The 24,493-nt window shown below is 70.4% G+C and carries 25 protein-coding genes; 9 read left to right on the top strand and 16 right to left on the bottom strand.

Going from position 1 to position 24,493, the window contains the following annotated elements; all coding sequences use genetic code 11:
- The first annotated feature begins 6 nt into the window (after nucleotides 1-6).
- Nucleotides 7-1,206 (top strand): amidohydrolase family protein, encoded by a 1,200-nt coding sequence (locus tag P6897_RS09920; protein ID WP_282501082.1) that lies wholly within the window; start codon nucleotides 7-9, stop codon nucleotides 1,204-1,206.
- 7 nt (nucleotides 1,207-1,213) lie between these two features.
- Here P6897_RS09920 and P6897_RS09925 read toward each other — a convergent pair whose 3' ends face one another.
- The 3 genes from P6897_RS09925 to galU all read right to left on the bottom strand — a co-directional run bounded on the left by P6897_RS09925 (nucleotide 1,214) and on the right by galU (nucleotide 3,728).
- Nucleotides 1,214-2,116 carry a large exoprotein gene (locus P6897_RS09925; RefSeq protein WP_274178576.1) on the bottom strand — a complete coding sequence of 301 codons (903 nt, stop codon included), beginning with the start codon at nucleotides 2,114-2,116 and terminating at the stop codon, nucleotides 1,214-1,216.
- 72 nt (nucleotides 2,117-2,188) lie between these two features.
- Nucleotides 2,189-2,830, bottom strand: a complete 642-nt coding sequence (locus P6897_RS09930) for a GNAT family protein (protein ID WP_282501083.1) — start codon at nucleotides 2,828-2,830, stop codon at nucleotides 2,189-2,191.
- A 19-nt stretch (nucleotides 2,831-2,849) separates the two neighbouring features.
- Complete coding sequence (gene galU, locus P6897_RS09935; protein ID WP_112617022.1) at nucleotides 2,850-3,728, bottom strand: UTP--glucose-1-phosphate uridylyltransferase GalU; 879 nt, start codon at nucleotides 3,726-3,728, stop codon at nucleotides 2,850-2,852.
- A gap of 66 nt (nucleotides 3,729-3,794) precedes the next feature.
- Here galU and P6897_RS09940 point away from each other — a divergent pair, with 66 nt between their 5' ends.
- The 3 genes from P6897_RS09940 to mscL are packed head-to-tail and all read left to right on the top strand — an operon-like array spanning nucleotide 3,795 to nucleotide 5,207.
- Nucleotides 3,795-4,391, top strand: a complete 597-nt coding sequence (locus tag P6897_RS09940) for a 5-formyltetrahydrofolate cyclo-ligase (RefSeq protein ID WP_112617023.1) — start codon at nucleotides 3,795-3,797, stop codon at nucleotides 4,389-4,391.
- Between the two features lie 13 nt (nucleotides 4,392-4,404).
- Entirely contained in the window at nucleotides 4,405-4,683 is a 279-nt protein-coding gene (locus P6897_RS09945; protein WP_282501084.1) for an FmdB family zinc ribbon protein, read from the top strand.
- 29 nt (nucleotides 4,684-4,712) lie between these two features.
- Nucleotides 4,713-5,207, top strand: coding sequence for a large conductance mechanosensitive channel protein MscL (gene mscL / locus P6897_RS09950; protein ID WP_282501085.1), 495 nt, complete (start codon nucleotides 4,713-4,715; stop codon nucleotides 5,205-5,207).
- Between the two features lie 5 nt (nucleotides 5,208-5,212).
- On the opposite strand, the gene P6897_RS09955 is transcribed toward mscL, so the two are convergent.
- Together P6897_RS09955 and P6897_RS09960 are read right to left on the bottom strand one after the other, a co-directional pair.
- Entirely contained in the window at nucleotides 5,213-5,407 is a 195-nt protein-coding gene (locus P6897_RS09955; RefSeq protein ID WP_112617026.1) for a hypothetical protein, read from the bottom strand.
- On the bottom strand, nucleotides 5,394-9,122 hold the full coding sequence (locus P6897_RS09960; protein ID WP_282501086.1) for an AAA family ATPase: 3,729 nt from the start codon (nucleotides 9,120-9,122) through the stop codon (nucleotides 5,394-5,396). The genes P6897_RS09955 and P6897_RS09960 overlap by 14 nt, the downstream gene beginning before the upstream one ends.
- 166 nt (nucleotides 9,123-9,288) lie before the next feature.
- On the opposite strand from P6897_RS09960, the gene P6897_RS09965 reads away from it, so the two are divergent.
- Nucleotides 9,289-9,810, top strand: a complete 522-nt coding sequence (locus P6897_RS09965) for a methylated-DNA--[protein]-cysteine S-methyltransferase (protein ID WP_282501087.1) — start codon at nucleotides 9,289-9,291, stop codon at nucleotides 9,808-9,810.
- Between the two features lie 72 nt (nucleotides 9,811-9,882).
- On the opposite strand, the gene P6897_RS09970 is transcribed toward P6897_RS09965, so the two are convergent.
- Nucleotides 9,883-11,499 carry a cation acetate symporter gene (locus P6897_RS09970; RefSeq protein ID WP_282502585.1) on the bottom strand — a complete coding sequence of 539 codons (1,617 nt, stop codon included), beginning with the start codon at nucleotides 11,497-11,499 and terminating at the stop codon, nucleotides 9,883-9,885.
- 17 nt (nucleotides 11,500-11,516) lie between these two features.
- Nucleotides 11,517-11,867 (bottom strand): DUF485 domain-containing protein, encoded by a 351-nt coding sequence (locus tag P6897_RS09975; protein WP_112617029.1) that lies wholly within the window; start codon nucleotides 11,865-11,867, stop codon nucleotides 11,517-11,519.
- Nucleotides 11,868-11,989: 122 nt separating this feature from the next.
- Between P6897_RS09975 and P6897_RS09980 the strand changes: the two genes are divergently transcribed.
- Entirely contained in the window at nucleotides 11,990-12,847 is an 858-nt protein-coding gene (locus tag P6897_RS09980) for a LuxR C-terminal-related transcriptional regulator (RefSeq protein ID WP_274178581.1), read from the top strand.
- An 8-nt stretch (nucleotides 12,848-12,855) separates the two neighbouring features.
- On the opposite strand, the gene P6897_RS09985 is transcribed toward P6897_RS09980, so the two are convergent.
- The 3 genes from P6897_RS09985 to P6897_RS09995 form a co-directional block, all read right to left on the bottom strand.
- Complete coding sequence (locus P6897_RS09985; RefSeq protein WP_114588287.1) at nucleotides 12,856-14,040, bottom strand: glycosyltransferase; 1,185 nt, start codon at nucleotides 14,038-14,040, stop codon at nucleotides 12,856-12,858.
- Between the two features lie 126 nt (nucleotides 14,041-14,166).
- Nucleotides 14,167-15,006 (bottom strand): SDR family oxidoreductase, encoded by an 840-nt coding sequence (locus tag P6897_RS09990; protein WP_282501088.1) that lies wholly within the window; start codon nucleotides 15,004-15,006, stop codon nucleotides 14,167-14,169.
- 110 nt (nucleotides 15,007-15,116) lie between these two features.
- Nucleotides 15,117-15,878 (bottom strand): MBL fold metallo-hydrolase, encoded by a 762-nt coding sequence (locus P6897_RS09995; protein ID WP_112617033.1) that lies wholly within the window; start codon nucleotides 15,876-15,878, stop codon nucleotides 15,117-15,119.
- Nucleotides 15,879-16,084: 206 nt separating this feature from the next.
- On the opposite strand from P6897_RS09995, the gene P6897_RS10000 reads away from it, so the two are divergent.
- The gene (locus tag P6897_RS10000; protein WP_282501090.1) at nucleotides 16,085-16,957 is read left to right on the top strand and encodes a manganese catalase family protein; all 873 of its coding nucleotides are present in this window, start codon (nucleotides 16,085-16,087) and stop codon (nucleotides 16,955-16,957) included.
- Between the two features lie 145 nt (nucleotides 16,958-17,102).
- Here P6897_RS10000 and P6897_RS10005 read toward each other — a convergent pair whose 3' ends face one another.
- From P6897_RS10005 to P6897_RS10015, 3 genes are read right to left on the bottom strand one after another with little or no spacing between them, the layout of a single operon-like run.
- Nucleotides 17,103-17,309: a CDGSH iron-sulfur domain-containing protein gene (locus P6897_RS10005; RefSeq protein ID WP_112617036.1), complete on the bottom strand. Its 207-nt coding sequence runs from the start codon at nucleotides 17,307-17,309 to the stop codon at nucleotides 17,103-17,105.
- A complete protein-coding gene (locus P6897_RS10010) occupies nucleotides 17,306-18,259 on the bottom strand; it encodes a glycosyltransferase (RefSeq protein ID WP_282502586.1) in 954 nt (317 codons plus the stop codon). The genes P6897_RS10005 and P6897_RS10010 overlap by 4 nt, the downstream gene beginning before the upstream one ends.
- Complete coding sequence (locus P6897_RS10015; protein ID WP_282501092.1) at nucleotides 18,259-19,341, bottom strand: iron-containing redox enzyme family protein; 1,083 nt, start codon at nucleotides 19,339-19,341, stop codon at nucleotides 18,259-18,261. Before P6897_RS10015 ends, P6897_RS10010 begins: the two co-directional genes overlap by 1 nt.
- 226 nt (nucleotides 19,342-19,567) lie before the next feature.
- Between P6897_RS10015 and P6897_RS10020 the strand changes: the two genes are divergently transcribed.
- Nucleotides 19,568-20,716: a zinc-dependent alcohol dehydrogenase gene (locus P6897_RS10020; protein WP_282501093.1), complete on the top strand. Its 1,149-nt coding sequence runs from the start codon at nucleotides 19,568-19,570 to the stop codon at nucleotides 20,714-20,716.
- A 3-nt stretch (nucleotides 20,717-20,719) separates the two neighbouring features.
- Nucleotides 20,720-21,310 carry a hypothetical protein gene (locus P6897_RS10025; protein ID WP_274178587.1) on the top strand — a complete coding sequence of 197 codons (591 nt, stop codon included), beginning with the start codon at nucleotides 20,720-20,722 and terminating at the stop codon, nucleotides 21,308-21,310.
- Nucleotides 21,311-21,323: 13 nt separating this feature from the next.
- On the opposite strand, the gene P6897_RS10030 is transcribed toward P6897_RS10025, so the two are convergent.
- The 3 genes from P6897_RS10030 to P6897_RS10040 all read right to left on the bottom strand — a co-directional run bounded on the left by P6897_RS10030 (nucleotide 21,324) and on the right by P6897_RS10040 (nucleotide 24,413).
- Nucleotides 21,324-22,226: an SDR family NAD(P)-dependent oxidoreductase gene (locus P6897_RS10030; protein WP_282501094.1), complete on the bottom strand. Its 903-nt coding sequence runs from the start codon at nucleotides 22,224-22,226 to the stop codon at nucleotides 21,324-21,326.
- An 89-nt stretch (nucleotides 22,227-22,315) separates the two neighbouring features.
- On the bottom strand, nucleotides 22,316-22,450 hold the full coding sequence (locus tag P6897_RS10035) for a hypothetical protein (RefSeq protein ID WP_269268695.1): 135 nt from the start codon (nucleotides 22,448-22,450) through the stop codon (nucleotides 22,316-22,318).
- A gap of 136 nt (nucleotides 22,451-22,586) precedes the next feature.
- The gene (locus tag P6897_RS10040) at nucleotides 22,587-24,413 is read right to left on the bottom strand and encodes a DEAD/DEAH box helicase (RefSeq protein WP_274178589.1); all 1,827 of its coding nucleotides are present in this window, start codon (nucleotides 24,411-24,413) and stop codon (nucleotides 22,587-22,589) included.
- Nucleotides 24,414-24,493: the final 80 nt, after the last annotated feature.

Consider the following 24,493-nt stretch of genomic DNA (forward strand, 5'->3'; position numbering starts at 1 on the left):
GGAGGGATGCACCACCCCGCGGCATCTGTCATTCGCAAAGTCCGCGTCTCCGACGCCACCGCCGTCGACATCCGCATCGCCGACGGCCTGATCACCTCGGTCGAGCCGGCCACGCCGCAGGCGCCGTCCGCAGACGCGGGCGACACTGGCCTCGAGATCGACGGGCGCGGGATGCTCGCGCTGCCCGGCCTCGTCAACACCCACGCCCACGTTGACAAGTCGTGGTGGGGACTCCCGTGGCAGTCGTACGGCGGCGAGGGCGGCACCGATGGCCGCATCCGACACGAACGCGCCCGCCGCGACGAGCTGGGGATCCCGAGCGTCGCGACGACGGCGCACGTCCTCGAGCAGTTCGTCCGTCACGGCACGACCGCGATCCGCACGCATGTCGATGTCGACCTCGGTGTCGCCCAGCGCGGCATCGAAGCGGTGCGCGAAGCGGTCGCGGCATACGACGGGGCCCTCCAGGTGCAGATCGTGGCCTTCCCCCAGGACGGCGTGCTGCGCCGCCCCGGCGTCATCGACCTGCTCGACGAGGCGGCCGCCGCCGGCGCGGAGTTCATCGGCGGGCTGGATCCTGCGTCGATCGATCGCGACCCGGTCGGCCAGCTCGACGCGCTCTTCCGCGTCGCCGCCGACCGCGGGGTCGGAATCGACCTGCATCTGCACGACCCCGCCGAGCTCGGCGCGTTCCAGATTGAGCTGATCATCGAGCGGACCGAGCGGTTCGGCCTCGCGGGACGCGTCAACCTCGCGCACGGGTTCGCGCTCGCACAGGTCGGCGCGTCGCACCGACGCGACCTGCTGCAGGCGATGGCCGCGCTCGACATCACGATGACGACAGTGGCGCCCCTGCGCCTCTCCCAGCTGCCGCTTCACGAGATGGATGCCGCGGGCGTGCGCTTCGGCTTCGGCACCGACGGCATCCGCGACCTGTGGAGCCCCTACGGCACCGGTGATCTGCTCGGCATCGCCTGGCAGTACGCCCGCGCCTCGAGCCTCGTCCGCGACGACGACCTGCGCCGTGTGGTCGACATCGCGACGGGCGGTTCGGCCCCCTTCGCGGGACTGCCGGTCGGCCGGATCGAGGCGGGCTCTCGCGCCGACATCATCCTCGTCGACGCAGAGAACCCGATGGACGCCCTCGTTCGGACGCCCGAGCGCGAGCTCGTCGTGGGGAACGGGCGCGTCCTGTTGCAGCGCTGAGCCGGGATCAGCCTGCTGCGCGCTGCGCGAGAAGTCGCCGGACGTGGTCCTCGATCTGCGCGTCGTCGACCTGACCCGTCGGCACGAACGCCGGGGTGGGTGCCTTGGCGGCGCGGCTGGCGGCAATGGATGCCGGCGCGCGACGCGCGGCCTCTCGCTGGATCGCCTCACCGACGGCGGCCTGACGGAGAGCTTCGCGCGCGTCGACCTCGTCGAGCACGGCGGCGGCACGCGACCCGGCCGAGGCCGTAAGCGGGCGGGGCAGCTCGCGGGGAGTCCAGGTGGCACGCGCGTCGGCGAACTCGAACTCGGGCACCACGGCCGAGGCCGGCTGGACGGTAGCGGTGACAGACGGCGCGACGACGGCAGAGCGGGCGGCGCGTCGAGCAACCGCAGCCATACGGTTGAGCACGACGGTGGCCACGAGCAGGGTCGCGATGCCCGCGATCAGCAGCGCGGCCGATCCGGACGATGCCAGCATCCAGCCGCCGGCGCCGCTCGCGCCGACAGCCAGCAGAGCGACGATCGTCGTCGCCAGGCGGAGACGGCGACGGACACGCGCGCGGTGCTCGGGCGACGTCATGCGTGCGGAGCGCGCGACACGCACTTCGCGGCGCGCTTCGATGAGCCGGCGGCGCTCGCTCTCGAGTCGCAGCTGCTCCTTCTCGTGCTGCACCTGACGCGCGAGCTTCTGCTGCGCCAGCGCGGTGCGCGTCGAGAGCTCGACCCGCACCTCCTCCGGCGCCTCAGCCGTCTCGGCGAGCACGCGCAGCGCCTGGTTCAGGCGGACGGCGTTGCGCTCGGCGGCGTCGTAGCGGTAACGACTGTGCCAGGACGGAAGCAGATAGACCATCCACAACGCGACCGCGACGAGGACGATCACGCCGCCGCCGAGAACCTGCCCACCCATGGGGACAACCGTACGTGGCATCCCGCGTGGTGACACCCCAGACACACGCGTGTCTGAAGTTCTTGTTCAACTTTAAGGTTCGAGTCCGGCCGCGCGACGGTCGGCACGGGGGATGGCCGCTGCATCAGGCGGCACTGCGCCCTCGAGCCAGCGCCCGAGGACGCCGCGCGGCACCTCCTCCGCGACGAGCGCGAAAGCGAAGTGATCGCGCCAGTCGCCGTCGATGTGGATGTAGCGACGGCGGAGTCCCTCGTAGCGGAATCCGAGCTTCTCGACCACCCGCAGGCTCGCCCGGTTCTCCGGCCGGATGCAGATCTCCATCCGGTGCAGCCGCAGTTCCTCGAAGCAGAGGTCGGTCGCCAAGGCGACAGCGGTCGGCGTGATGCTCTTGCCGGCGAACCGCTCGCTCACCCAGTACCCGATCGTCGCCGACGACAGTGAGCCGCGCGCGATGCCCCAGACGTTCAGCTGTCCCGCGATCTGCCCGTCGTGCTCCATGACGAAGGGCACACCGGCGCCATCACGGTACTGCTGCAACAGACGCCGGATGCCGAGCCGCATGTCGAAAGACACCGGCCCGTCCGGGCTCGTCGCCTCCCACCGCTGCAACCAGGAACGGTTCGCGAGGAGTTCTGCCTGCAGAGTGCGGGCATCGCGCGGCCTGATCAGCCGAATGGCCACCGATCCGTGGTGGCGGGGTGCGGTGGCATCCACGCGCGTTCCGGTTCTCGTGTCAGAGGTTTCCGACGAAGTCCTTCAGCCACGGGCGGAGCTCGGGTCCGAGGTCATCACGGTCAGAGGCGAGCTGCACGATGGCCTTGATGTAGTCCAGTCGGTCCCCGGTGTCATAACGGCGTCCGCGGAAGACGACACCCAGGACTCCCTCGGTCGTCGCGAGCTCCTGCAGCGCATCGGTCAGCTGGATCTCGCCACCCTTGCCCGGCTCGGTGCGCTCGAGGATCTCGTACACGTTCGGCTTGAGGACGTAACGCCCGATGATCGCGTAATTGGAGGGGGCGTCCTCCTTCTTCGGCTTCTCGACGAGGCCGGTGACCTTCACGACATCCGGATCGTCGGTCGGCTCGACGGCCGCGGCGCCGTAGAGGTGGATCTGGTCGGGGTCGACCTCCATGAGGGCGACGACCGTGAGACCCGAGCGCTCCTGCTCCGCGAGCATCTTCGGCAGCAGCGGGTCGCGCTCGTCGATGAGGTCATCGCCGAGCATGACGGCGAAGTTCGAGTCACCGACGTGCGCCCGCGAGCGCAGCACGGCGTGCCCCAGGCCCTTCGGCTCGCCCTGACGGACGAAGTGGATGTCGGCGAGGTCGGACGACTCCTGCACCTTGCGGAGCTTGACGTCGTCGCCCTTGCGGGTGAGGTTGTGCTCGAGCTCGGGGACGGAGTCGAAGTGGTTCGAGAGGTTGTTCTTGTTGCGACCGATGATGATCAGGACATCGTCGATGCCGGCCTGCGTCGCCTCTTCGACGACGTACTGGATCGCGGGCTTGTCGACGACCGGCAGCATCTCCTTCGGCATCGCCTTCGTCGCGGGAAGGAAGCGGGTACCGAGACCCGCGGCAGGGATGACGGCCTTGATGCGCTGCTGAGACATGGGTCCACCATATCGATCAGGTGGCGCAGGCGAGTGGTTTGATGCCCACCCTTTACAATCGGGGGCATGTCCGACGCGATCGACAACGCCAAGCGCGCTCTGCGGGCGGACCTCCGCGAACGCCGGTACGGGATGTCGGATGCCGCTCGCGCAGCTGCGGCAGACGGCATCCGCACACAGCTCCGCGAACTCGTCGCCAGCACCGGTGCCCGCTCGATCTCGTGCTACCTCTCGGCGCCGACCGAGCCCGGCACGCGCGCCTTCATCGACGAAGCCGTGGCCGCGGGCGTCCGGGTACTCCTGCCCATCAGCCGCAACGACGGTCTGCTCGACTGGGTCGTCGCCGAGCCGGGCGCCGCCGTTTCGGACGGACTGTTCGGCATTCCCGAGCCCATCGGTGAAGTGCTCAGTCCGATCTCCGTCGGAGAGGTCGATCTGCTGGTGATCCCCGCCGCGGCGGTCGACTCCGCCGGCATGCGTCTCGGCTGGGGCCGCGGCTACTTCGACAAGACCCTCGGTTCGATGGAGAACCGCCCGCCGGTGTACGCCGTGCTCTTCGACTCCGAACTCGTCGAGGAGGTGCCGCGCGATCTGCACGATCAGCCGGTCACCGGCGTCGTCACTCCCACCCGAACCGTCGTCCTCGCCCCCGAGGCGCACTGAACACCGAGGAACCATGCCCACCTACGCCTACGCCTGCAAGTCGTGCGGGCACCGCTTCGATGCGGTCCAGTCCTTCGCCGACCCCGCTCTCACGGTCTGCCCCGAGTGCTCGGGCGAGCTGCGGAAGCAGTACGGGTCGATCGGCGTGACCTTCAACGGCGGCGGCTTCTACCGCACCGACTCCCGCGCGAGCGGCTCGGGGGCGGACACGTCAACCGGTGGCGGCGACTCGTCGTCTTCGGCATCATCGAAGTCCGAGGCGAAGTCCTCCCCCGCCGCGGCGGGCTCGTGACACCCGGCGCGTCCGGAGAGAGGAGAGCCATGATCAAGGGCTTCCGCGACTTCATCATGCGCGGCAACGTCATCGACCTGGCGGTCGCCGTGGTCATCGGCGGTGCATTCACCGCCGTCGTCAACGCGATCGTGTCGAGCATCATCAACCCACTCGTCGAGCTGTTCTACCAGCCCAACGAAGAGGGCATCGCCGGCCCGACGCTCACCGGGATCTACGGTCAGCCGGTCGCGTTCCCCCTGGGGGGACTCATCAGCGCGATCATCAGCTTCTTCGCCGTCGCTCTCGTGGTCTACCTCGTGTTCGTCGTTCCGATGAACAAGTGGAAGGAGCGTCAGGCCGCCAAGGCCGGCGTCGTCGAAGAGGCGGCGAAGCTCCCGACCGAGCAGGAGCTCCTCATCCAGATCCGCGATCTGCTGGAGAAGAACAACGCCGCGACCTCTGCTTCGAGCGCCGCAGCCGCGACCACCGACGCCCCGCTGCGCCGTTCGCAGAACACTCCCCCGGCGGCGCCGTCCGCCTGACCGGATCAGTAGTGCGGCGGAACCTCGTTCCGCATCCGCGCATCATTCGGACCGGATGCCCCGGCCGCGCCCTCGGCGCCGGCCGGGGCATCCGTCGTCTCATCGGCCGATGTCGGCTCGGCCGTCGTACCCGGAGCGGCGGTCAGTCGAGCTCGGCGGCTGCCGACCCGCTCGACCCGCTGTCGGTCACTCGATGACATCGAGCGGCTCGGTGCTCGCGTCCGCGGTCGGTGCCTCGGGCTCGACGCCCAGGATCGCAGCGACACGCGCGGCCACACCGGCGGGGTCGCTGTAGAGGTCGAACGAGTGCACGCGGATGTAGTGCCATCCCAGCCGCCGCAGAATCTGGGGACGCAGCCGCAGCGACTCCCGGAGCGACTGCCCGATCGTCTCGGGGTCGCCCTCGACGACGACGGCCTTGCCGTCGCGCTGAGCGACCAGCGGCAGCAGCCCGCGGTACGCGACATCGACCGCGACGCCCAGACGGCGGAGGTTCTGCGCGAGGGCCAGAGTCAGCGGGTCGGCGAGGTCTTCGAGACGGGCCTCGCGAGCGCGTGCCGCGATTCCCCCGAGGATCGACATGAGCGTGGCGGCGCCGTTCTCGAGTCGTCCGTCGTCGAACGCCGACGGCCGGATCGACGACACGATCACCATGGAACGGCGGGCGCGCGTCATGCCGACCGTCAGCAGCCGCTCACCATCCGGCCCCGACAGCACACCGAAGTCGCTCAGCACGCGCCCGTGGCGCGTCAGACCGTAACCGAGCGAGAACACGACGCGGTCTCGGCTCTCGGCGACCGACTCCTCGAGCCCGAGCACGGCGAACGGCTCAGCCGTCTCGCGGCCGACGAACTCGGCGACATCCGATCGTCCGGCGAAAGCAGCCTCGACGGCGGCCCGGATGCGGAGGGCGTGTTTGGTCGACGCCGTGACGACCATCAGCGACTCGTTCGGCCGGTTGACGGCGTGCTCGACGACGAGCGTCACGACACGGGCGACCTCGGCATCGGGGCTCTCGACCGCTCCCGAGTCGGGGTCCGGTGCACCGACACCGCCCTCGACGTAGTCGACGCTGAGGCTGCCGCGTCCAAGATACGAGCCGGCCCAGGGGAACGAGACGATCTCGCCCCCGTAGAAGGCCTCGTTGACGAGTTCGGCGAGGTCTTCGCCGCCCGCGCGGTAACTGCGGGTCAAGGTCTCGACCGGAACGATCTCGGCGAGGCGCTCGAAGACGCTCCGCTCGTCGGGGTCTGCGATCGGCTCGTCCGACGGATCGCGGTCGGCGGCGATCTCGAACGGGGTCGGGCGCTGCGTGACGGGGTCGCCGAACGCGACGATCTGCCGCCCGCGGCGAAGGGCCGAGGCCGATTCGGCGACGCTCAGGGCGCCGGCATCCGCCAGGATCACGACGTCGAACGCGGGCCGGGCCGGCAGGGAGGCCACCTCGTAGGGCGACGCGATCCAGACGGGCGCGAGCGTGCGCAGGAGCTTCGGCGCGACGGCGAGCAGTTCGGCAGCCGACGCTGTGCCCTCGCGCAGCGCGGCCTTGAGCGCCGCGGTCTCGTCAGCCTCGTCGACGATCGCGATCTTCCATCGCGTCGCGAGCTCGGCCGCCAGCTGCTGCCCCGCCGAGGCGGCGTGCGCCTCGTCGACGAGGCGGAAATCGCGTTCGAGGCGATCGACGACGCTGGTGTTGGCTCCGAGCAGTGCACGGTCGCTGCGAAGCATCGCCTCGAGGGCGGACTGCCACCAGGCGAACTCGAACTCCGCCGCGACGCGCTCCTCGGGCACATGGCGCACCGAAAGCTCGGTGAGCAGGCCCTCGAGGCCGAGGGAAGCGAGTTCACCGCGCAGCGTCGCTCGTTCGACGAGGTTGTCGAACACGTCGGACTCCGCGGCGAGCCCGGCGAGGATCCGCACGAGCTCGGGGATCGGCGTCGCGAGCAGATCGTGCCCCGGGCCGAGCACGCGCGAGAGCTCGGCGAGGTCGGCGTCGACGCGCTGCCACGAGGTCGCGACCGCGTCGAGACCCGCGGGGATCTCGGGGACGACGCCCACTTCGGCCAGACGCTGCCACTGCTCGCGCTGCTTCTGCACGCGCACGAGGGCGTCGTGCATGTCGGTGACGTGCATGCCCGGCCGGACGTACTCCTTCGAGAGCCGTCGCAGGCGACGCCGTGTCGCACCGTTCATCTCGGGAGTGTCACGGCGGGTGGAGTGCGCCTCGATCAGATCGCCCAGCGGACGCTCGAAGACAGTCAGGCTGAAGCGGTCGAGCGACGCGCGGATCCCCTGGAGAAGGCGGATGTACGCACCGAGCTCGGCGAGCGTCGTGAACGGCCGCATCCGGGTCTGCCCGATGAGCTCGTACCCGCGCTCGAGGATCTCGGGGATCTCGGTGCGATGCAGGCGGCCTGCCAGAGCGTGTGCCGCGCGTGCCTGCTCGGTCGTCTCGAACGCGACGCCGTACCACGGCGAGTCATCGGGCCCGAAACGGAACTCGCCCAGCCGAGCGGCGGTCGCGAGCGATGCGGCCGCTTCGGCGCGACGCGTCGAGAGGCGCTGGAGGGTCGCGGCATCGAAGCGCGTGGCTGCCGACGGCTGCGGCGACTCGGCCGCGATCGTCGTCAGCTTCTGCAGCACTTCGAGCGGCGAGACGCCGAGCATGGGATGCCGCTGCGTCAGCGAGACGCGATAGTCGCGCAGAACCGTGCGCAGCCGAACGAGGGCGTCGTCGATCTCGCCCATCTTCGGGTGCTGCGCCTTCTCGTTGCGGGCGATCGCGCGAATGAGGTCGCGGTGGACGCCCCGTGGCGAGACGGCCAGCCCGGGCAGCCCGATGCCGGCGAGGCGGTGACGGACTCCCTCCAGAGTGGAGCGGCGAGCGCTGACGACGAGGACGCGCTTGCCGCGGCGGACCAGCTCGCCGACGGCGTTGATGATCGTCTGCGTGCCCCCTGTGCCCGGCAGCGTGTGGACGACGAGCGACTGCCCGGCGACAATCCGGTCGAGGACGCCTTCCTGCTCGGCGTCGGCGTCGAGCAGCAGTCGGTCGGATGCCGGCGGGCGGTCGTCCGAGGGAACGGCGTCGGGAACGGGGTAACGAGTAGCCACGAGCGCGCGGTCGTCCTCGTGGCCGGCGAGAGCGTTGAGCACGGGGACGTCGAGGTCTGCCGCATCGCGCTCGGCGCGAGCGGCGACATCCGCGAACGTCGAGACGATCAGCCGTGGCTGAACCGTGAAGGTGTCGACATGGGCGGTCAGGGCGCGCAGATGGTCGATGACGGGCTGCGGCTTGAAGATGCCGCCGTCGTACGCGAGCGCGGCGAGCCCGCGCCGGTCGAGGTCGATTCCGAAGTGCGCACGCGCGATCTCGACGAGCTCGGGATTGACGGAGAACGAGCCGTGGAGTTTGAGATCGAAGTCGCCGTGATGGCGGCGGATGGCGAGCGGTCGGAGAAGGACCGGGGCGTTGAAGGTGAGACCTCCGGCCCGCCACGAGGCGAATCCGACGCCCAGGTGGACGGTGTCGAGGCCGCGCGTGGTGCGGAGTTCGACGTCCTTCGCGGTGATGCGCCCGGCGGCGAGGCGGGCCGTGCGCAGCGCCACCTCGTCGCGGAAGAGGTTCGACAGGAGCGTCGAACGGCCGGTGATGAACTGCGGGAGGCTGCCCGGATGCGCCTTGGTGATGTCGATGCCGACATCGTCGGAAGCGATGTAGTGGAGCAGCGTCGAACGGCCGCCGAGGCGGGCGGCCTGCACACGGATGCGTTCACGCTCCGGGTCGGCCACGTGGGCGACGGCGACGTCGTCTTCGGCGACATCGAGTTGCGCCGGGGTCACCGAATCGACCCGAACCTCGTCGGCTGCGTCCGGACGGACGGCTCCTCGATCTCCTCGCCACACAGCACACACCCTAAGCGGCGCGCCTGCATCCGGCCCTCAGGCGCCGCCGAGTTTCGCGCTATTTCCGACACGCCGGACGATCGGCGGTTCCTCCCCCGGCGCCCGTCGCCGCCGCCCATCCCCCGCATCGTCGCCGCGCGCGGGGCGCAGCGGGGCCGCCCGGGATGATGGAGCCATGACCGACGCAGCATTCGCGGTGCACCCCACGCCGATCGGCGATGCCCTCCTGGTCGTGACCGAGACCGGCCTCGCCCACCTCGACATCCTGGACCGCCCCGCCGAGATCGCCCTCGCCGACCTCACCCTGAGCCTCGGCGCGCTCCCGGTCCACGACCCGGGCGCGGCTGCCGACGTGGCCGCCGAACTCGACGAGTACTTCGCGGGCCGGCTGCGGCAGTTCCGGACGCCGATCGACTGGCTCCTGGCCCCGCCGGGATTCGCCGGCGCCGCACTGCGCGCGGTCTGCCGCGTTCCCTACGGCGAGGTGGCGACCTACGGCGAGATCGCGATCACCGCCGGCTCACCGCGAGCGCACCGAGCCGTCGGGTCTGCGTGCGCGCGGACGCCGATCTCGATCGTCGTGCCCGCACACCGTGTCGTCCGCAGCGACGGATCGATCGGACAGTATGGCGGCCATCCCGAGCGCAAGCGATTCCTGCTCGACCTCGAGAGCAGAGCCGACTCCGGCCGCGTGTAGGCCGCGCCGGAACGGCGACGGCCCCGGGCAGCGCGCCCGGGGCCGTCGTCTCGATCAGCGAGGTGTCGCGGCCTAGTGATCAACCGCCTTCTCCGCGCCATGACCGGTCAGAGAACGCACCTCCATCTCGGCCGCCTTCACCGGGTCCTCCCGCCGCCGCTCAGTGACCGAACCCAGCCAGCCGAGGAAGAAGCCCAGCGGGATCGACACGATGCCCGGGTTGTTGAGCGGCCAGATGGCCGTGCCGACGTTCTTGAACACGCTGGTCTCGGTGCCCCAGAACACGGGCGACAGGATGATGAGGATGATGGCTGCCGCCAGGCCGCCGTACATGCTCCACACCGCGCCACGCGTCGTGAACTTCCGCCAGAAGAGCGAGTAGATGATCGTCGGGAGGTTCGCCGAAGCCGCGACAGCGAAGGCGAGGGCCACCAGGAACGCGACGTTCTGTCCCTGCACGCCGATGCCGCCGACGATCGCGAGGATGCCGATCACGATGACCGTGCGGCGAGCGACCTTGACCTCGCCGTCGGGCGGCACGTTCCCCTTCTTGACGACGTTCGCGTAGATGTCGTGCGCGAACGACGCCGCCGCCGTGATCGTGAGGCCCGCCACGACCGCGAGGATCGTCGCGAAAGCCACCGCCGAGATGAAGCCGAGCAGCAGGGGGCCACCCAGTTCGAGGGCGAGCAGCGGAGCAGCGGAGTTGACCCCGCCGGGCGCCGAGGCGATGCGCTCCGGACCGACGAGCGCGCCCGCACCGTACCCGAGCACGAGGGTGAGGAGGTAGAAGAGGCCGATGAGCCAGATCGCCCACACCACCGAGCGACGGGCCTCTTTCGCGGTGGGCACCGTGTAGAAGCGCATGAGGACGTGCGGCAGACCCGCGGTTCCCAGCACGAGCGCGACCGCGAGCGAGATGAAGTCCCACGGGTTGGCGCCGTACTGCAGGCCCGGTCCGAGGATCGCCTCTCCCTTCGGCGAGGCGGCGACCGCGCTCTCGAGGAGCGTGTTGAGGTTGAACCCGTTGATCGCCAGCACCCAGATCGTCATGACGAGCGCGCCGCCGATGAGCAGGAACGCCTTGACGATCTGCACCCACGTCGTGCCCTTCATGCCGCCGATCAGCACGTAGACGATCATCAGCACGCCGACGACGGCGACCACGATCGACTGGCCGACCTGCTCGGTGATGCCCAGCAGCAGTGAGACCAGACCGCCCGCTCCCGCCATCTGCGCGAGCAGGTAGAAGAAGCACACCGCGAGCGTGGTGATGGCGGCCGCCATCCGCACCGGCGTCTGCTTCAGCCGGAACGACAGCACGTCGGCCATCGTGAACTTGCCGGTGTTGCGCATGAGCTCGGCGACGAGCAGCAGCGCGACGAGCCAGGCCACGAGGAATCCGATCGAGTACAGGAACCCGTCGTATCCGTTGATCGCGATCGCGCCGCAGATGCCGAGGAAGGATGCCGCCGACAGATAGTCGCCCGCGATCGCGAAGCCGTTCTGCGGTCCGGTGAACGAGCGGCCCGCGGCGTAGTAGTCGGCCGCGGTCTTGTTGTTGCGGCTGGCACGGATGACGATGAACAGCGTCACCGCGACGAATGCGCCGAAGATCGAGATGTTCAGCACCGGATTGTTGTCGACGGTCTCCCCCACCGCGACGACGGCCGCCCCCAGGCCGTTCACCGCTTCCCAGAATCCGTTCACGATCCGGCCTCCTGTCGCTCGAGATCGTTCCGGATCGCCGACGAGATCGGGTCGAGCTTGTGGTTGGCGTACCAGACGTAGCCCATGGTGATCGCGAAGGTCGTGACGAACTGGCCGAGCCCGAACAGCAGACCGACGGTGATGTCACCCCAGACACGCTGCGCCATGAAGTCGGTCGCGAACGACGACAGCAGCACATAGACGAAGTACCAGACGAGGAAGACGATCGTCAGCGGCCATACGAAGCTGCGGTGCTTGCGCTTGAGTTCCCGGAACGGCGCCGACTCCTCGACGGCGACATAGTCCACTCCGCCGGGAGGCGGCGAGTGGGTGGGCGATGCGGTCATGTGGCCTCCTTGCCTCATGGTGAGCAGCTCTCCAGCGGTCGTCGTCGTCGAGCGACCGCGATGGTAGGGTCGACGCTACGAAAGGCGGCAACGAGGCCGTCACCCCCGGAAGTAGGTAGTGCGTGACGGCACTGGCGGCACCCGAGAACGACGCGCAACTGGTCTCCCGCGCGGTCGACGACCTCGCGCGCAGCACACGCTTTCCCGTCGTCTTCGGCGGCCTCGAGAGCCAGGGCTCGGTTCACGTCACCGCGATCGCCGGAGCGCGGTCGCATTCCATCGACGATCTGGTGGTGCGCGTCGGCCGCGGGCTGGGCGGCGCCGCGATGGTCGAACGGCGTCCGCGGCTCGCTCTCGACTACCGCACCGCGCGCACCATCACGCACGACTACGACCGGGCCATTCTCGGCGAGGGCATCGCCACCCTCTTCGCCGTACCGATCGTCACCGAGGGCCGGGCGCGCGGGGTGCTGTACTGCGGCTCCTGGTCGCAGGCTCCGGTGGGCGACCTCGTGGCGCGTCCGGCGTTCCGAGCGGCTGACGCGATCAGCACCGAGCTGCGCATCCGCGACGAGGTGCAGCGCCGGCTGGCGCTGGCGCCGGCACCCGAGTCCGCGGCCGGCCTCTCCCCCGCCGCGCGAGAGGACCTACGCGAGAGCTTCGCCGAGCTGCGCAGCATCGCCGCGACGATCGACGACGCCGACCTGCGGGCACGGCTGGCGGCGATCGAGCGCCGCCTCACCACAGTTGCGGGCGACGGGGCGGCGTCGGCGAAGGATGCCGAGGTGCAGCTCTCTCCGCGGGAGCTCGACGTTCTCGCCTGCTGCGCCCTCGGCTCGACGAACGCGGAGATCGGCGCGGCGCTGAGCCTCAAAGAGGGAACCGTGAAGTCGTACCTCCAGGCGGCGATGGCCAAGCTCGACGCGTCGACCCGTCATGCGGCCGTCGCGCGCGCGCGGCGTCTCGGCCTGCTGCCCTGACCGCGGATTCAGGCGGCGATGCGCAGGCCGGCGACCTGCTCGGCGATGACGGCGCCGTACTCCGTGATCATCCGGTCTCGACCCAACCGGTCCCGAGCGGCGAGCGCGGCGCCTCCGAACGCAACGCGCTCCTCGACGGCACGACCCCAACCGGCCGCGATCGCATCCGGGTTGCGCGGGGTGACGATGCCGATCCCCTCGACGAGACGGGCCGCGTCGCCGACATCCGTCGTGACCGGTACCGCACCGCTCGCCGCCCCCTCCAGCAGGCACAGGGGGGCCGCCTCACCGAACGCGCTCGTGAGTGAGACGACGTCCGCGGCGCGGTAGATCGCGGGCATGTCGTCACGGATGCCGAGAGCATGGATGCGGTCGCCGCCGATGACCTCCAGCAGCTCCGTGAGACGGGGGTTCTCGCGCGTCATCCCCGCTCCGCACATGACGTAGTGCGCATCGGGCACGAGCGCTCGATGCGCGGCGACCGACCGCAGGAACAGCTCGGGATCCTTCATCGCGTCGAACCGAGCCGCATAGGCGACGACGACCGCCCGGTCGGGGATGCCGAGCTCACGCCGCACGCGGTCGCCCCCGCGGGTGACCGACGGCTCGAAGCGCGAGAGGTCGATGCCGTTGTCGACGACATGACGCTGCGTGTCGCCCAGGACCGACGCGTAGGCGGCATCCGTCGACCGCGCGCATGACACCGCCGCCGTGACGATCCCACGACGGACGCTCTCACCCAGCCACTCCAGAGCATCGCCCGAATGCTCCGGGTCGGACCGGTGCAGGCATGTCACGACAGGCCGGTCGGGCAGCATCATCGCCTCGTCGAGAGCGAGCAGGAGTCCGAGCGGCTGCTCCTTGAGGGTGAGCACGACGTCGGCCGCGGCGATAGCGCGCGCCGCGGTGCGCAACTGCCGCGAGGAGAAGGCGTGCGGCGCGTGCGGCACCGGCCCCGCCGTCTTTCCCAGAGACGTGATCCCGATGCCCGAGGCGCGCAGCGCCCGATACCGCGGGTCGCCGGCCATGTGCTGGACGGTCGACTCGCGCCGGGCCCGCGACGCGATGGCGAGCACGCTGTGGTGCTGTTCGCCCCGCGCGTGGAGGCCGGCGACGACATCGCTGTGCAGGATTCGAGCCCCGCCGGCGAAGAAGCCCTCGGTGAGGGAGAGGACGCGAAGCGGAGCGCTCATTCAGGACCTTCGGGATCGACGCGGCGGGTGCGATCCATCGTGCGGCAACGCCCGCCCGCGGCGAGTGAACCGCGGACGAGCGTTGCGTGAACGAACGGCGCCGGACGCCGGTCCCGAGAGCCGGGCTCAGAGGATGGGCTTGCCTCCCGTGACCGCCAGACGTGCGCCCGAGATGTACGACGCTTCGTCCGACGCCAGCAGCACGTAGGCCGAGGCGAGCTCGGCAGGCTGCCCGGCGCGTCCCAGCGGCGTCTGCTCGCCGAAGCTCTCCACCGCATCCGCCGGCAGGGTCGCCGGGATCAGCGGGGTCCAGATGGGCCCCGGGGCGACGCTGTTCGCGCGGATGCCGCGCTCGCCCAGCATCTGCGCTAGCGATGCCGTGATGCTCGCGATGGCCGCCTTCGTCGCCGCGTAGGGCAGGAGGTTGGGCGAGGGCTGGTCGGACTGCACCGAGCTCGACCCGATGATCGACGACCCCGGCCCCATGTGCGGCAGCGCAGCCTTTGTCAGGTGGAAGTACGCGTCGACGTTCGTCGCCCACGTAAAGTCCCACTCCTCGTCGGGGATCTCCTCGAGCGTCTCGCGGTTCATCTGGAAGGCGGCGTTGCTGACCAGGATGTCGATCCCGCCGAGCTCTTCCACGGTGCGGCGGACGACCTCACGGCAGTGGGCCGGGTCGGAGATGTCACCCGGGATGAGGACGGCGCGGCGCCCGGCCTCTTCGACGAAGCGCTTGGCCTCTTCGGCATCCTCGTGCTCGTCGAGGTAGCTGATGGCGACATCCGCTCCCTCGCGGGCGTAGGCGAGCGCCACAGCCTTGCCGATGCCGCTGTCGCCGCCGGTGATGAGCGCGCGCTTGCCGGCGAGCTTCCCGGAGCCGCGGTAGGTCTCCTCGCCGTAGTCGGGCTTCGGCACCATCGCCTGGTCGGTTCCCGGGACGTTCTGCTGCTGGGGTTCCATGGTCATCCCTCTCTGTCGTCGAACGGTGCTTCTACCCGATCCCCCTCAGCCGTCGGATTCACGGGGCTTGACACGAGAGGGCCGAGTCCGGCATCGCGCGACCGTGCGGGGCCGCCTCAGTCGACGCCCCGCGAGCGGGCGATGGCCGCAGCGGGGGCGATGCCGCCGTCCCGCCAGACCGCGCCGTGGCCGGGCAGCACGAGGTGTGCACCCGTCTCGGCGAGCAGCGAGAGCGAGTCCAGCGCCTCGTCGCTGTGCGCCGTGGCCGCGCGAGCGACGACCCGCGGACCGGTGCGTCCCGTGTACGGATCGAGGGTGACCAGTGCGTCTCCGGTCAGCAGGATCCCGGCCGATTCGAGCAGGAACGCGCAGTGTCCGTCGGTGTGGCCGGGTGTCGCGATCGGAAGGATGCCGCCCGCGAGCGGGATGGAGTGTCCGGGCACGATCGACGGATCGGTCCGCACGCCCTTCACCCCGAGCGCTCCCGCGCCCACCATCCTCGCCAGGATCGGGAGCGCCGCCGGGTAGCGGAAGGGATACGGGAACCGGGCGGCCTCGTGCGCATAGCGGTATGGATGCCGCGCCAGCTCCTCGTCGCCGGGGTGGACGTCAGCGACGAGGTGGTGCTCGTCTGCGAGGCGCTCGCACATCCCCACGTGGTCGAAGTGGCCGTGGGTGAGCAGCAGCGCGTCGATGTCGGACGGGTGGGCGCCCACAGCCGCGAGGGCCTGTTCGAGGAGCGGCCACGTGCGCGGAAGTCCCGCGTCGATGAGGACGAGCCCGTCATCGGACGCCACGAGGTAGGCGTTCACGCCGCCGCGGGCGAGTTGATACACACCCTCGGCGACCTCGGTCACGCGCGGTCGGTGATCGGTCATGGCTCCCCCTCCGGTCCCGCCCGATGATCCGCGGGGGCTAGGAGGAGCGCGCGGGGCTTGACAGATCGATCGGCCGTCACCCGCCGCGCGGGTGTGATGGTTGCACCGAGCCCGGGAGGAGTCAAGGCCCGTGGCGTGCGCGGCGGGCCCGACGTACGTTCGCGGCGCCGGCGCACTCGGCGTTCGGCCGATCCCCAGGAGGCGAGATGTTCTTTCATCGACAGGAACTGCAGTTCGAGGCCCGTCCGGAGAAGCCCGACGCGATCTTCGCGCGACGGATGCAGGAGGTGCTCGGCGGCCAGTACGGCGAGATCACCGTGGCCATGCAGTACGGGTTCCAAGCGTGGAACGCCCACATCCCGGGCAAGTACCGCGACCTGCTCTACGGCATCGGGGCGGAGGAGTTCGGCCACGTCGAGATGCTCGCGATCATGATCGCGCAGCTGCTCGAGAAGGCCCCGGCCGAGCAGTCCGAGGCTGCGGCGAAGTCCGACCCCGTCCTCGGCGCCGTCATGGGCGGCATGGATGTGCAGTCTGCGATCGTCGCCGGTGCCGGTGCCCGCCCGGTCGACTCGAACGGCAACCCGTGGCAGGGCTCGTACATCACCGCGAGCGGGAACCTGCTCGCCGACTTCACGGCCAACGCCAACGCCGAGATGCAGGGCCGTGTGCAGGTCGCGCGGATCTACCACATGACCGACGACAAGGGGGTCCGGGACATGCTCTCGTTCCTCCTGGCGCGCGACACGATGCACCAGAACCAGTGTATCCGCGCGGCGCAGGAGCTGCGCGAAGAGGGAGTGGAGGACATCCCCGTGCCGTCGAACTTCCCGCTCTCGAACGAGGCGCGCGAGCACGCGTACAAGTACATCAACTTCTCCGACGGTGCCGCGGCAGCCGAGGGCTCGTGGGCATCGGGTCCCACCCCCGACGGCAAGGGCGAGTTCACGTACCTCGACGGACCCGACACCTCGGTTCCGATGCCCCCGCCCACGCAGCCGGACCCCCGGTTCTACGGCACCGACGCGAAGCCGAACCTCCTCGACAAGGCCGAGGGCGTCATCCGCGACAAGCTCTGATCCTCGGCGGGGCACGGTCGCCGGCGCGCGGCCGTGCCCCGATGCAAGGGATCTCACTCGACACCCCGATCGGATGCCGTTCCGGCCGGGGTGTCGATGGTGATCCCTTGCATCGGCGCGCGCCGTGGCCCGGGCGGGCGCGCGCTTAGTCGGCTCTGAAGCCCGAGAGCTTGTGCGTGCCGTCGCAGAACGGCTTGATCGCGCTCACGCCGCACCGGCAGAGAGCCATCGTGCGCCGGTTGCGCGGGATCGGGTTGCCCGCGTCATCGAGCAGCTCCACGTCGCCCCGCACGAGCAGCGGCCCGTCGGGGCACGCGGTGATGGTCACGGATGCACCGCGGTGCTCGCTCATCGTGTCTCCTTCTTCCGTAGCGTTCTCATGCTGTTCGCCGCTTTCCGCAGTCGCGTGCCCCGGTAGGGCACCCCGCCGCGCAGGCGCAGAGACAGCGCCACCCAGCTCGTCACGCCTCGCTCGACGACCCAGGGGACGGCCCACAACGCATCCATCCGCCCGAACACCCCATGGCTCCCGTCGCGGCGGCGCCCGGCCTCCGCGACGGCGATGACCGCCACCCCGGCGAGCGCGAGTGCTGCCGGTCGCCGGCGCAGCGCGAGGATGAGCGGAACGACTGCCAGCTCCACCGCGAGCCGAGCGGGCTGCGCGAGGCTGTCGTACGCCTGGCGCACGCGCTGCTCGCCGAAGCGGCCGGCAGTCGCGGGCCGGCGCGCGACGAAGATGTCGCGTGCGATGCGACGGCGGCCGCCGCGGGCGAGGATCGTGCGTTCGAGCTCGAGGTTCTCGAAGAGGACGTCGGTGTCGTAGCCGGGGCGCGCGCGGGCGGTCCGCACGGCGACGGTTCCGGAGAAGTCTCCCCCGAAGGCCCGGTTGATGAGGGTTGGGCCCGTATCCCAGCGGGCATGCCACGGGCGGGGTCGCTGCCAGATGTTCTGAGGCCGCACGATGTCGGCATCCGCCAGCGCCGCAACCACCCGTTGCAGCGCGCCGTCGTCGTACCGGACGTCGTCGTCGGCGATCACGGTCACCGGATGCCGGGCGAGGAGAAGCCCCGTCATCGCTCCGCGTGCCTTCCCATTGCGGCCGGGGACCGACGGCGGAACCACCCGCACGACGTCCCAGTCTCGGCGGTGGGCGGCGAACAGGTGCGCGGGCGAGCCGTCGACGACGGTGACGTCGACGCGACGGGCGAGCCAAGCGAGGTACTCTCCCAGCTCGGCCTCATCGGCCCGATGGGTCTCGTCATCCCAGCGCAGCGGCAGAACGTACTCGACGTCCCCGCGCATCACGCCGTGAGGTCGGGAAGAACGCCGCCGCGGAGCGCGCTGCGCCCCGCCTCCCAGGCGGCAAGCACATGGTCGCCCACGAGGTCGTCCATGACCAGGCATGCGCGGGCGCCGAAGAGGATGTCGGGCAGCAGGTCGGGCTCGTCCTCGGCGAGGGATCCCGCGAGGTCGCGGCCGGCGATCTGCTCGTGCACGGCGTCGGCCTCGACGTGCTCGTCGAAGTACCACGTGACGTCGGTCCCGAATCCGAGGCGCCGGAAGCCGTCACCGTAGGAGCGATTGGGGATCGACGAGGTCATCTCGAACGCCGCGAGGTGACCGACGATCGCGCCGCGCAGGCGACGGTGGAGCCCGAACAGCGACATGGCGTTGTGGCTGGCGAGCACGACGGCGGGCACCATGTCGATGTACGCGCCGTACGTGTCGTCGAGGCCCGCGCCGCGCACGCTCTGGGCGAAGATCGTCGCGTGCACGCGTGCCGGGTCACCGCCGCCGTACTCGTCGGACTGGATCTCTACGAGCGCCGCCTTCGAGCGACCGCTGAGCCGCGGGATCGCCCACGAGTGCGGGTCCGCTTCGCGCAGCGTGTAGACGGTGCGGAGGATGAGGAACTCGCGCAGCTGCTCGAGCGAGGCCTTCTTCGCGACGTATCGCGACATGCCGGGCCCCGCGGTCGGGGCGGTCAGGTCGAACAGCCAGCGAGCGACGGCGTCACGGTCGGGCTCGGGCGGGTCGATGACCTCGGCGGAATCACGCAGGCCCGCTTCGAAGGCGCGCTCGATGCGGCCGCGCGCGGCGATGAGCGACGGCTCCCATTCCCACGAGGCGTCGAGGCCGGGCAGCGAGCCGTAGTGGAGGGCGTACATCAGGAACAGGGCGAGCTGCAGGTCATCGTCGCGGAGGGTGTCGCCCGTCTCGGCGAGCGCCCGACCGACGATTTCGGGAGCATCGACGGGCAGACCACTCGTCGCCGGCGCGACGAGCACCCGCTGGAGCATGGCGCTGACAGGTCCCCTCGGGCAGAACGGCAGCGGGTCGGCGATGCCGAGATCGATCGGGACGGTCTCGATGGTGGTGCTCATGGGACTCCTCGGGGGTGACAGCCGTGACCGTACGTGCCCCGCGCGGCATCCTTCGAGCGGGTTGACCGGCATCATCCGCGTATGCAAGCTCACCTCACGGAACGGGCGCGACGCGCGCGGACGATAGCGCGCAGTCGTCGGCTCGTCCAGCCCGTGGGCCGTGGCCGGGGTGCGGTCGCATCGTGGCGGCACCGTGTCCGCACGAACCCCGGCAGAGAGGCGATCGATGAAAGCCATGACCTACCGCGGACCGTACAAGGTCCGTGTGGAAGAGAAGCCCGATCCGCGCATCGAACACCCCCATGACGCGATCGTGCGGGTGACGCTCGCGGCCATCTGCGGCTCGGACCTGCACCTCTATCACGGCATGATGCCCGACACCCGGATCGGTCACACCTTCGGCCACGAGTTCATCGGCGTGGTCGAACAGCTGGGCGGTGCGGTGACGAACCTCGCCGTCGGCGACCGGGTCATGGTGCCGTTCAACATCTACTGCGGATCGTGCTACTTCTGCGCACGCGGGCTGTTCTCGAACTGCCACAACGTCAACGCCAACGCGACCGCGGTCGGCGGCATCTACGGCTATTCGCACACGGCGGGCGGATACGACGGAGGTCAGGCCGAGCGCGTGCGCGTTCCCTTCGCGGATGTCGGACCCACCGTCATCCCGGATTGGATGTCGGACGAGGACGCGCTCATGCTCACGGACGCCTATTCGACGGGTTACTTCGGCGCCCAGCTGGGGAGCATCGTCGAGGGCGACACCGTCATGGTGCTCGGTGCCGGGCCCGTCGGCCTCGCGGCGGCGCAGTCGGCCTGGCTGATGGGGGCGGGGCGGGTCATCTCGTTCGACCACCTCGACTACCGGCTGGCGAAGGCGCGCGAGTTCGCGCACGCCGAGACGGTGAACATCTCCGAGCACCGCGACGTCGTCGTCGAGATGAAGCGGATGACCGACTACCTCGGCGCCGACGTCGTCATCGATGCCGTGGGTGCCGAGGCGGACGGCAACGTCACCCAGCACGTCACCTCTGCCAAGCTCAAGCTGCAGGGAGGCTCGCCCGTCGCCCTGAACTGGGCCATCGACGGGGCACGGAAAGGCGGATCGGTCTCGGTGATCGGTGCGTACGGTCCGCTGTTCAGCGCGGTGAAGTTCGGCGACGCCCTCAACAAGGGACTCACGCTGCGGATGAACCAGGCACCGGTCAAACGGCAGTGGCCGCGCCTGTTCGAGCACATCCGTGCGGGGTACATCTCGCCGAGCGACATGATCACCCACCGCATCCCTCTCGACCACATCGCCGAGGGTTACCACATGTTCTCGTCCAAGCTCGATGACTGCGTGAAGACGGTCGTCGTCCCCTCGGAAGGCTGACCCATGACCTCGAACCGCTCTGACGTGCCGACGCCGTACACCGCGAGCGTGCCCCGGCCGGCGCCCGACCGCGCGGCACTGCGCGCGCGCATACCGGGATGGGGCGTCGACCTCGATCCCGCCGACCGTCCCTCCGGTACCGTCGAGAAGATCGACGAGGCCGCCGCCGAGCGCGGGATGCCGCCGCGCCAGGGCCTCGACCCGCGCCGCGAGCGCTCGATCGAGCACGCCTTCCTCACCCCCGTCTACGGCACGGCGCAGCCGCTTCACGGACTGTCCGGTCGTATCCGCAGGCTCGGATACGACCGGTTCAGCGAGGGGCGCGCCGCGCACTGGCTGCTCCTCATCGCCGGCGATCGCGTCGAGGCGATCGGTGCGCATCTGCGTTCGTTCGCGACCACGCGGCCCGATAACCCGATCACCGAGACCGGTGTTCTGAGCGAGGCCCGGCGGCATCCGATCCGGTCGCGGTTCGGACGCGGCCGCGTCGATCAGCGCCACACCTGGCTCGACCCCGTTCTCGTCGCGGGCCCATGGGTGCTCGCCGTGTGGGGCGTGTTCCGCCTCGTGCGTCGCACAGTCCGGCGGAGCTAGCCCGGGCGGGCGTTCAGCGCCGCGGTGTCTCGGCGACGGTCGCCGGATCAGCGAGGGGTTCGAAGAGCGCGCCGTCGCTCGGCGGCGTCTTCGCACCGCGACGGACTCGCGCGTCGGCGATGTCGGCGGACAGGCGCGCGGTCACCCGTGGCGCCAGCCGCGCACCGATGAGCGAGGCCCGTGCCTTCCAGCCGGCGGGCTGCGCGACCCGCGGGTGCAGGCCCGCACGAAGGATGGCGTCGACGACCGGTTCCGGCTCATCCATGAGCGGCATCCGCAGCGCCCGGCCCGCGTGGTTGCCCGCGTGCCGCCAGAAGGGTGTCCGCACGGCCCACGGCAGCACGGCAGCCACCGCGACGCCTGAGACTCCCGTGAGCCGGAGCTCCTGCTGCAACGTCTGGGTGAGGCTGAGCAGCCCGGCCTTGGTCGCCGCGTACGAGGCCTGGTACGCCAGGGGCACGACGCTCTCGACCGAGGCCGTGTTCACGAGGACGCCGGATCCCTGCGCGATGAATCGACGAAGCGCGACGTGCGCTCCGCGCATGGCCCCGATGAGATTCGTCTCGACGACGCGGACGTGCTCCTCGATCGGGACGTCGCCGAACAGGCCGATCGTGCCGACGCCGGCGTTGTGCGCCCAGACGTCTATGCGCCCGAACACCGTCTCCGCCTCGTCGGCGAGGCGCTCGAGGTCGCCCGCACGTGAGACGTCCCCGACCACGGCATGAGCTCGTCCGCCGGAATCCCGGATGCGCTCGATGAGGCTCGTCAGCGCGTCCGGTCGCCGGGAGAACACGACGACGGCCGCTCCGAAGCTCGCCGCGCGCAGGGCGACGCCTCGCCCGATGCCCGTCGAGGCCCCCACGACGACGACGGTAAGCCCGGACAGGTCGGCGAGACGCGAGGAAGCAGCCATGCTCGAAGCATCACCGCCACCGCGCTCACAGCGATGCCCGTTGCGCCGGGTGCTCTCAGGCGCTACGGGCATCGCCGTAGGCGCACTGGTCAGCGGTCGGTACGCGCGTCCTCGGCGGCCTCTTCGGCCTCGGCGCCCTCTTCCGGCGACTCGGAACCGGCCGAGGCCGCTTCGTTGTCCTCGTGCTGGTGCTCGTCGTCTCGTCCGTGGTGGTCGGCACTCATCTGGCTTCTCCGATCGGCTCGTGTGGCGCCCCCGACTGCGGAGGCACCTCTCACTCTGCACGCGGATCGGATGCCGCGAACCGGGGTTGCACCGGGAGCGGATGCGTGCGAGCCGCACCGCTCCCGGAAGCCGCGGTCAGTCGCGCGTCTCCGAGCGGTGGCGGGGCTTGCGAGCCGGCCGGTCGTCGCGGTCGCCGTCGCGGTCGCGGTCACGCGGTCGGTCGTCGCGGTCGAAGCGGCCGCGCGAGCTGCGGCTCGGGCCGCCGGTGTCGACGCGGATCTCGATCGCCTTGCCCGAGATGCGGGTGTCGGCCAGGCGGTCGAGCGTCGAGTGGGGCATGTCGGACGGCAGCTCGACGAGCGAGAAGTCGGGACGGATCTGGATCGCGCCGAAGTCGCCGCGGCTGAGACCGCCCTCATTCGCGAGCGCCCCGACGATCTGACGGGGCTCGACGCGGTGGCGCTTGCCCACCGCGATGCGGTAGGTCGTCATGTTCGGGTTGCTCGCACGCGGGCGGCGTTCCGGCCGCCCGTCGCGGTCGTCGCGGTCGAACGAGCGCGGGGCACGGTCCTCGCGCGGCGCGCGTGCGCGCGGCTCGGGGTCGGGCTCGAGCAGCAGCGGGGTCTCGCCCTGCGCGACCACGGCGAGCGCGGCGGCGACGTCCACTTCGGGCACATCGTGGTGACGGACGTAGTGGGCGACGATGTCGCGGAACCGCTCGATGCGGTCGGTGTCTTCCAGCGCAGCGGTGATGCGGTCGTCGAAGCGCGACAAGCGCGTGACGTTGACCTCGTCGACGCTCGGCAGCTGCATCTGCGTGAGCGGCTGGCGCGTCGCGCGCTCGATCGCGTTCACGAGCCCGCGCTCGCGCGGCGTGACGAAGCTGATCGCGTCACCCGTGCGGCCGGCACGCCCGGTGCGGCCGATGCGGTGCACGTACGACTCGGTGTCGGTCGAGATGTCGAAGTTGACCACGTGCGAGATGCGCTCGACGTCGAGGCCGCGGGCAGCGACATCCGTGGCGACGAGGATGTCGAGCTTGCCCGACTTCAGCTGGTTGACGGTGCGCTCGCGCTGCACCTGAGCCACGTCGCCGTTGATGGCGGCGGCAGAGTAGCCGCGGGCGCGCAGCTTCTCGGCGACCTCCTCGGTCGCGCTCTTCGTGCGGGCGAAGACGATCATCGCCTCGAAGTTCTCGACCTCGAGGATGCGGGTGAGCGCATCGATCTTCTGCTGATACGACACGATCAGGTAGCGCTGGGTGATCGTCGAGGAGGTCGTCGTCTTCGACGCGACCGTGATCTCCTCGGGGTCGTTGAGGTACTGCTTCGACATGCGGCGGATGGCCGCCGGCATCGTTGCGGAGAACAGGGCGACCTGCTTGGTGTCCGGGGTGTCGGCGAGGATCGTCTCGACGTCCTCGGCGAAGCCCATCTTGAGCATCTCGTCGGCCTCGTCGAGCACGAGGTACTTCAGCTCGGACAGGTCGAGCGTGCCCTTGTCGAGGTGGTCCATGATGCGCCCGGGCGTTCCGACGATGACGTGGACTCCCCGGCGCAGCGCCGAGAGCTGCACGCCGTAGCCCTGACCGCCGTAGACCGGGAGGACGTGGACACCCTTCGTGCGCGACGCGTACTTCTCGAACGCCTCGCAGACCTGCAGCGCGAGCTCGCGGGTCGGGGCGAGCACGAGGGCCTGCGGGGTTTTCTGAGTCAGGTCGAGCCGGTCGAGGATAGGCAGCGCGAAAGCCGCGGTCTTGCCGGTACCGGTCTGCGCGAGGCCGACGACATCGCGCCCCTCGAGGAGCGTCGGGATGGTCGCGGCCTGGATCGCCGACGGGGTCTCGTAGCCCACGTCGGAGAGCGCCTTGAGCACCTGCTCTCCCAGCCCGAGGTCGCGGAAAGTGATGACGGGCGGCTCGTCGACGGACTCGGGCACAGACTGTTCAGCAGAAGTGGACACGCTTCAGGGTAGTCCGCCTCTGCCGAGATCGCATGATCGGCCCGGCGCGACGGAGCCCGGTGCCCTAGCCTCGAAGCAGG

The sequence above is a fragment of the Microbacterium sp. BDGP8 genome (genome assembly GCF_029991045.1).
In the GTDB taxonomy this organism is placed as follows: Bacteria; Actinomycetota; Actinomycetes; order Actinomycetales; family Microbacteriaceae; genus Microbacterium; species Microbacterium plantarum.

What these genes read in the sequence shown, in the direction of transcription:
- P6897_RS09920 (WP_282501082.1), top strand. Translation starts at nt 7, where the DNA reads ATGCACCACCCCGCGGCATCTGTCATTCGCAAAGTCCGCGTCTCCGAC.
- P6897_RS09925 (WP_274178576.1), bottom strand. Translation starts at nt 2,116, where the DNA reads ATGGGTGGGCAGGTTCTCGGCGGCGGCGTGATCGTCCTCGTCGCGGTC.
- galU (WP_112617022.1), bottom strand. Translation starts at nt 3,728, where the DNA reads ATGTCTCAGCAGCGCATCAAGGCCGTCATCCCTGCCGCGGGTCTCGGT.
- P6897_RS09940 (WP_112617023.1), top strand. Translation starts at nt 3,795, where the DNA reads ATGTCCGACGCGATCGACAACGCCAAGCGCGCTCTGCGGGCGGACCTC.
- P6897_RS09945 (WP_282501084.1), top strand. Translation starts at nt 4,405, where the DNA reads ATGCCCACCTACGCCTACGCCTGCAAGTCGTGCGGGCACCGCTTCGAT.
- mscL (WP_282501085.1), top strand. Translation starts at nt 4,713, where the DNA reads ATGATCAAGGGCTTCCGCGACTTCATCATGCGCGGCAACGTCATCGAC.
- P6897_RS09955 (WP_112617026.1), bottom strand. Translation starts at nt 5,407, where the DNA reads ATGTCATCGAGTGACCGACAGCGGGTCGAGCGGGTCGGCAGCCGCCGA.
- P6897_RS09965 (WP_282501087.1), top strand. Translation starts at nt 9,289, where the DNA reads ATGACCGACGCAGCATTCGCGGTGCACCCCACGCCGATCGGCGATGCC.
- P6897_RS09975 (WP_112617029.1), bottom strand. Translation starts at nt 11,867, where the DNA reads ATGACCGCATCGCCCACCCACTCGCCGCCTCCCGGCGGAGTGGACTAT.
- P6897_RS09985 (WP_114588287.1), bottom strand. Translation starts at nt 14,040, where the DNA reads ATGAGCGCTCCGCTTCGCGTCCTCTCCCTCACCGAGGGCTTCTTCGCC.
- P6897_RS09990 (WP_282501088.1), bottom strand. Translation starts at nt 15,006, where the DNA reads ATGACCATGGAACCCCAGCAGCAGAACGTCCCGGGAACCGACCAGGCG.
- P6897_RS09995 (WP_112617033.1), bottom strand. Translation starts at nt 15,878, where the DNA reads ATGACCGATCACCGACCGCGCGTGACCGAGGTCGCCGAGGGTGTGTAT.
- P6897_RS10000 (WP_282501090.1), top strand. Translation starts at nt 16,085, where the DNA reads ATGTTCTTTCATCGACAGGAACTGCAGTTCGAGGCCCGTCCGGAGAAG.
- P6897_RS10005 (WP_112617036.1), bottom strand. Translation starts at nt 17,309, where the DNA reads ATGAGCGAGCACCGCGGTGCATCCGTGACCATCACCGCGTGCCCCGAC.
- P6897_RS10010 (WP_282502586.1), bottom strand. Translation starts at nt 18,259, where the DNA reads ATGCGCGGGGACGTCGAGTACGTTCTGCCGCTGCGCTGGGATGACGAG.
- P6897_RS10015 (WP_282501092.1), bottom strand. Translation starts at nt 19,341, where the DNA reads ATGAGCACCACCATCGAGACCGTCCCGATCGATCTCGGCATCGCCGAC.
- P6897_RS10020 (WP_282501093.1), top strand. Translation starts at nt 19,568, where the DNA reads ATGAAAGCCATGACCTACCGCGGACCGTACAAGGTCCGTGTGGAAGAG.
- P6897_RS10025 (WP_274178587.1), top strand. Translation starts at nt 20,720, where the DNA reads ATGACCTCGAACCGCTCTGACGTGCCGACGCCGTACACCGCGAGCGTG.
- P6897_RS10030 (WP_282501094.1), bottom strand. Translation starts at nt 22,226, where the DNA reads ATGGCTGCTTCCTCGCGTCTCGCCGACCTGTCCGGGCTTACCGTCGTC.
- P6897_RS10035 (WP_269268695.1), bottom strand. Translation starts at nt 22,450, where the DNA reads ATGAGTGCCGACCACCACGGACGAGACGACGAGCACCAGCACGAGGAC.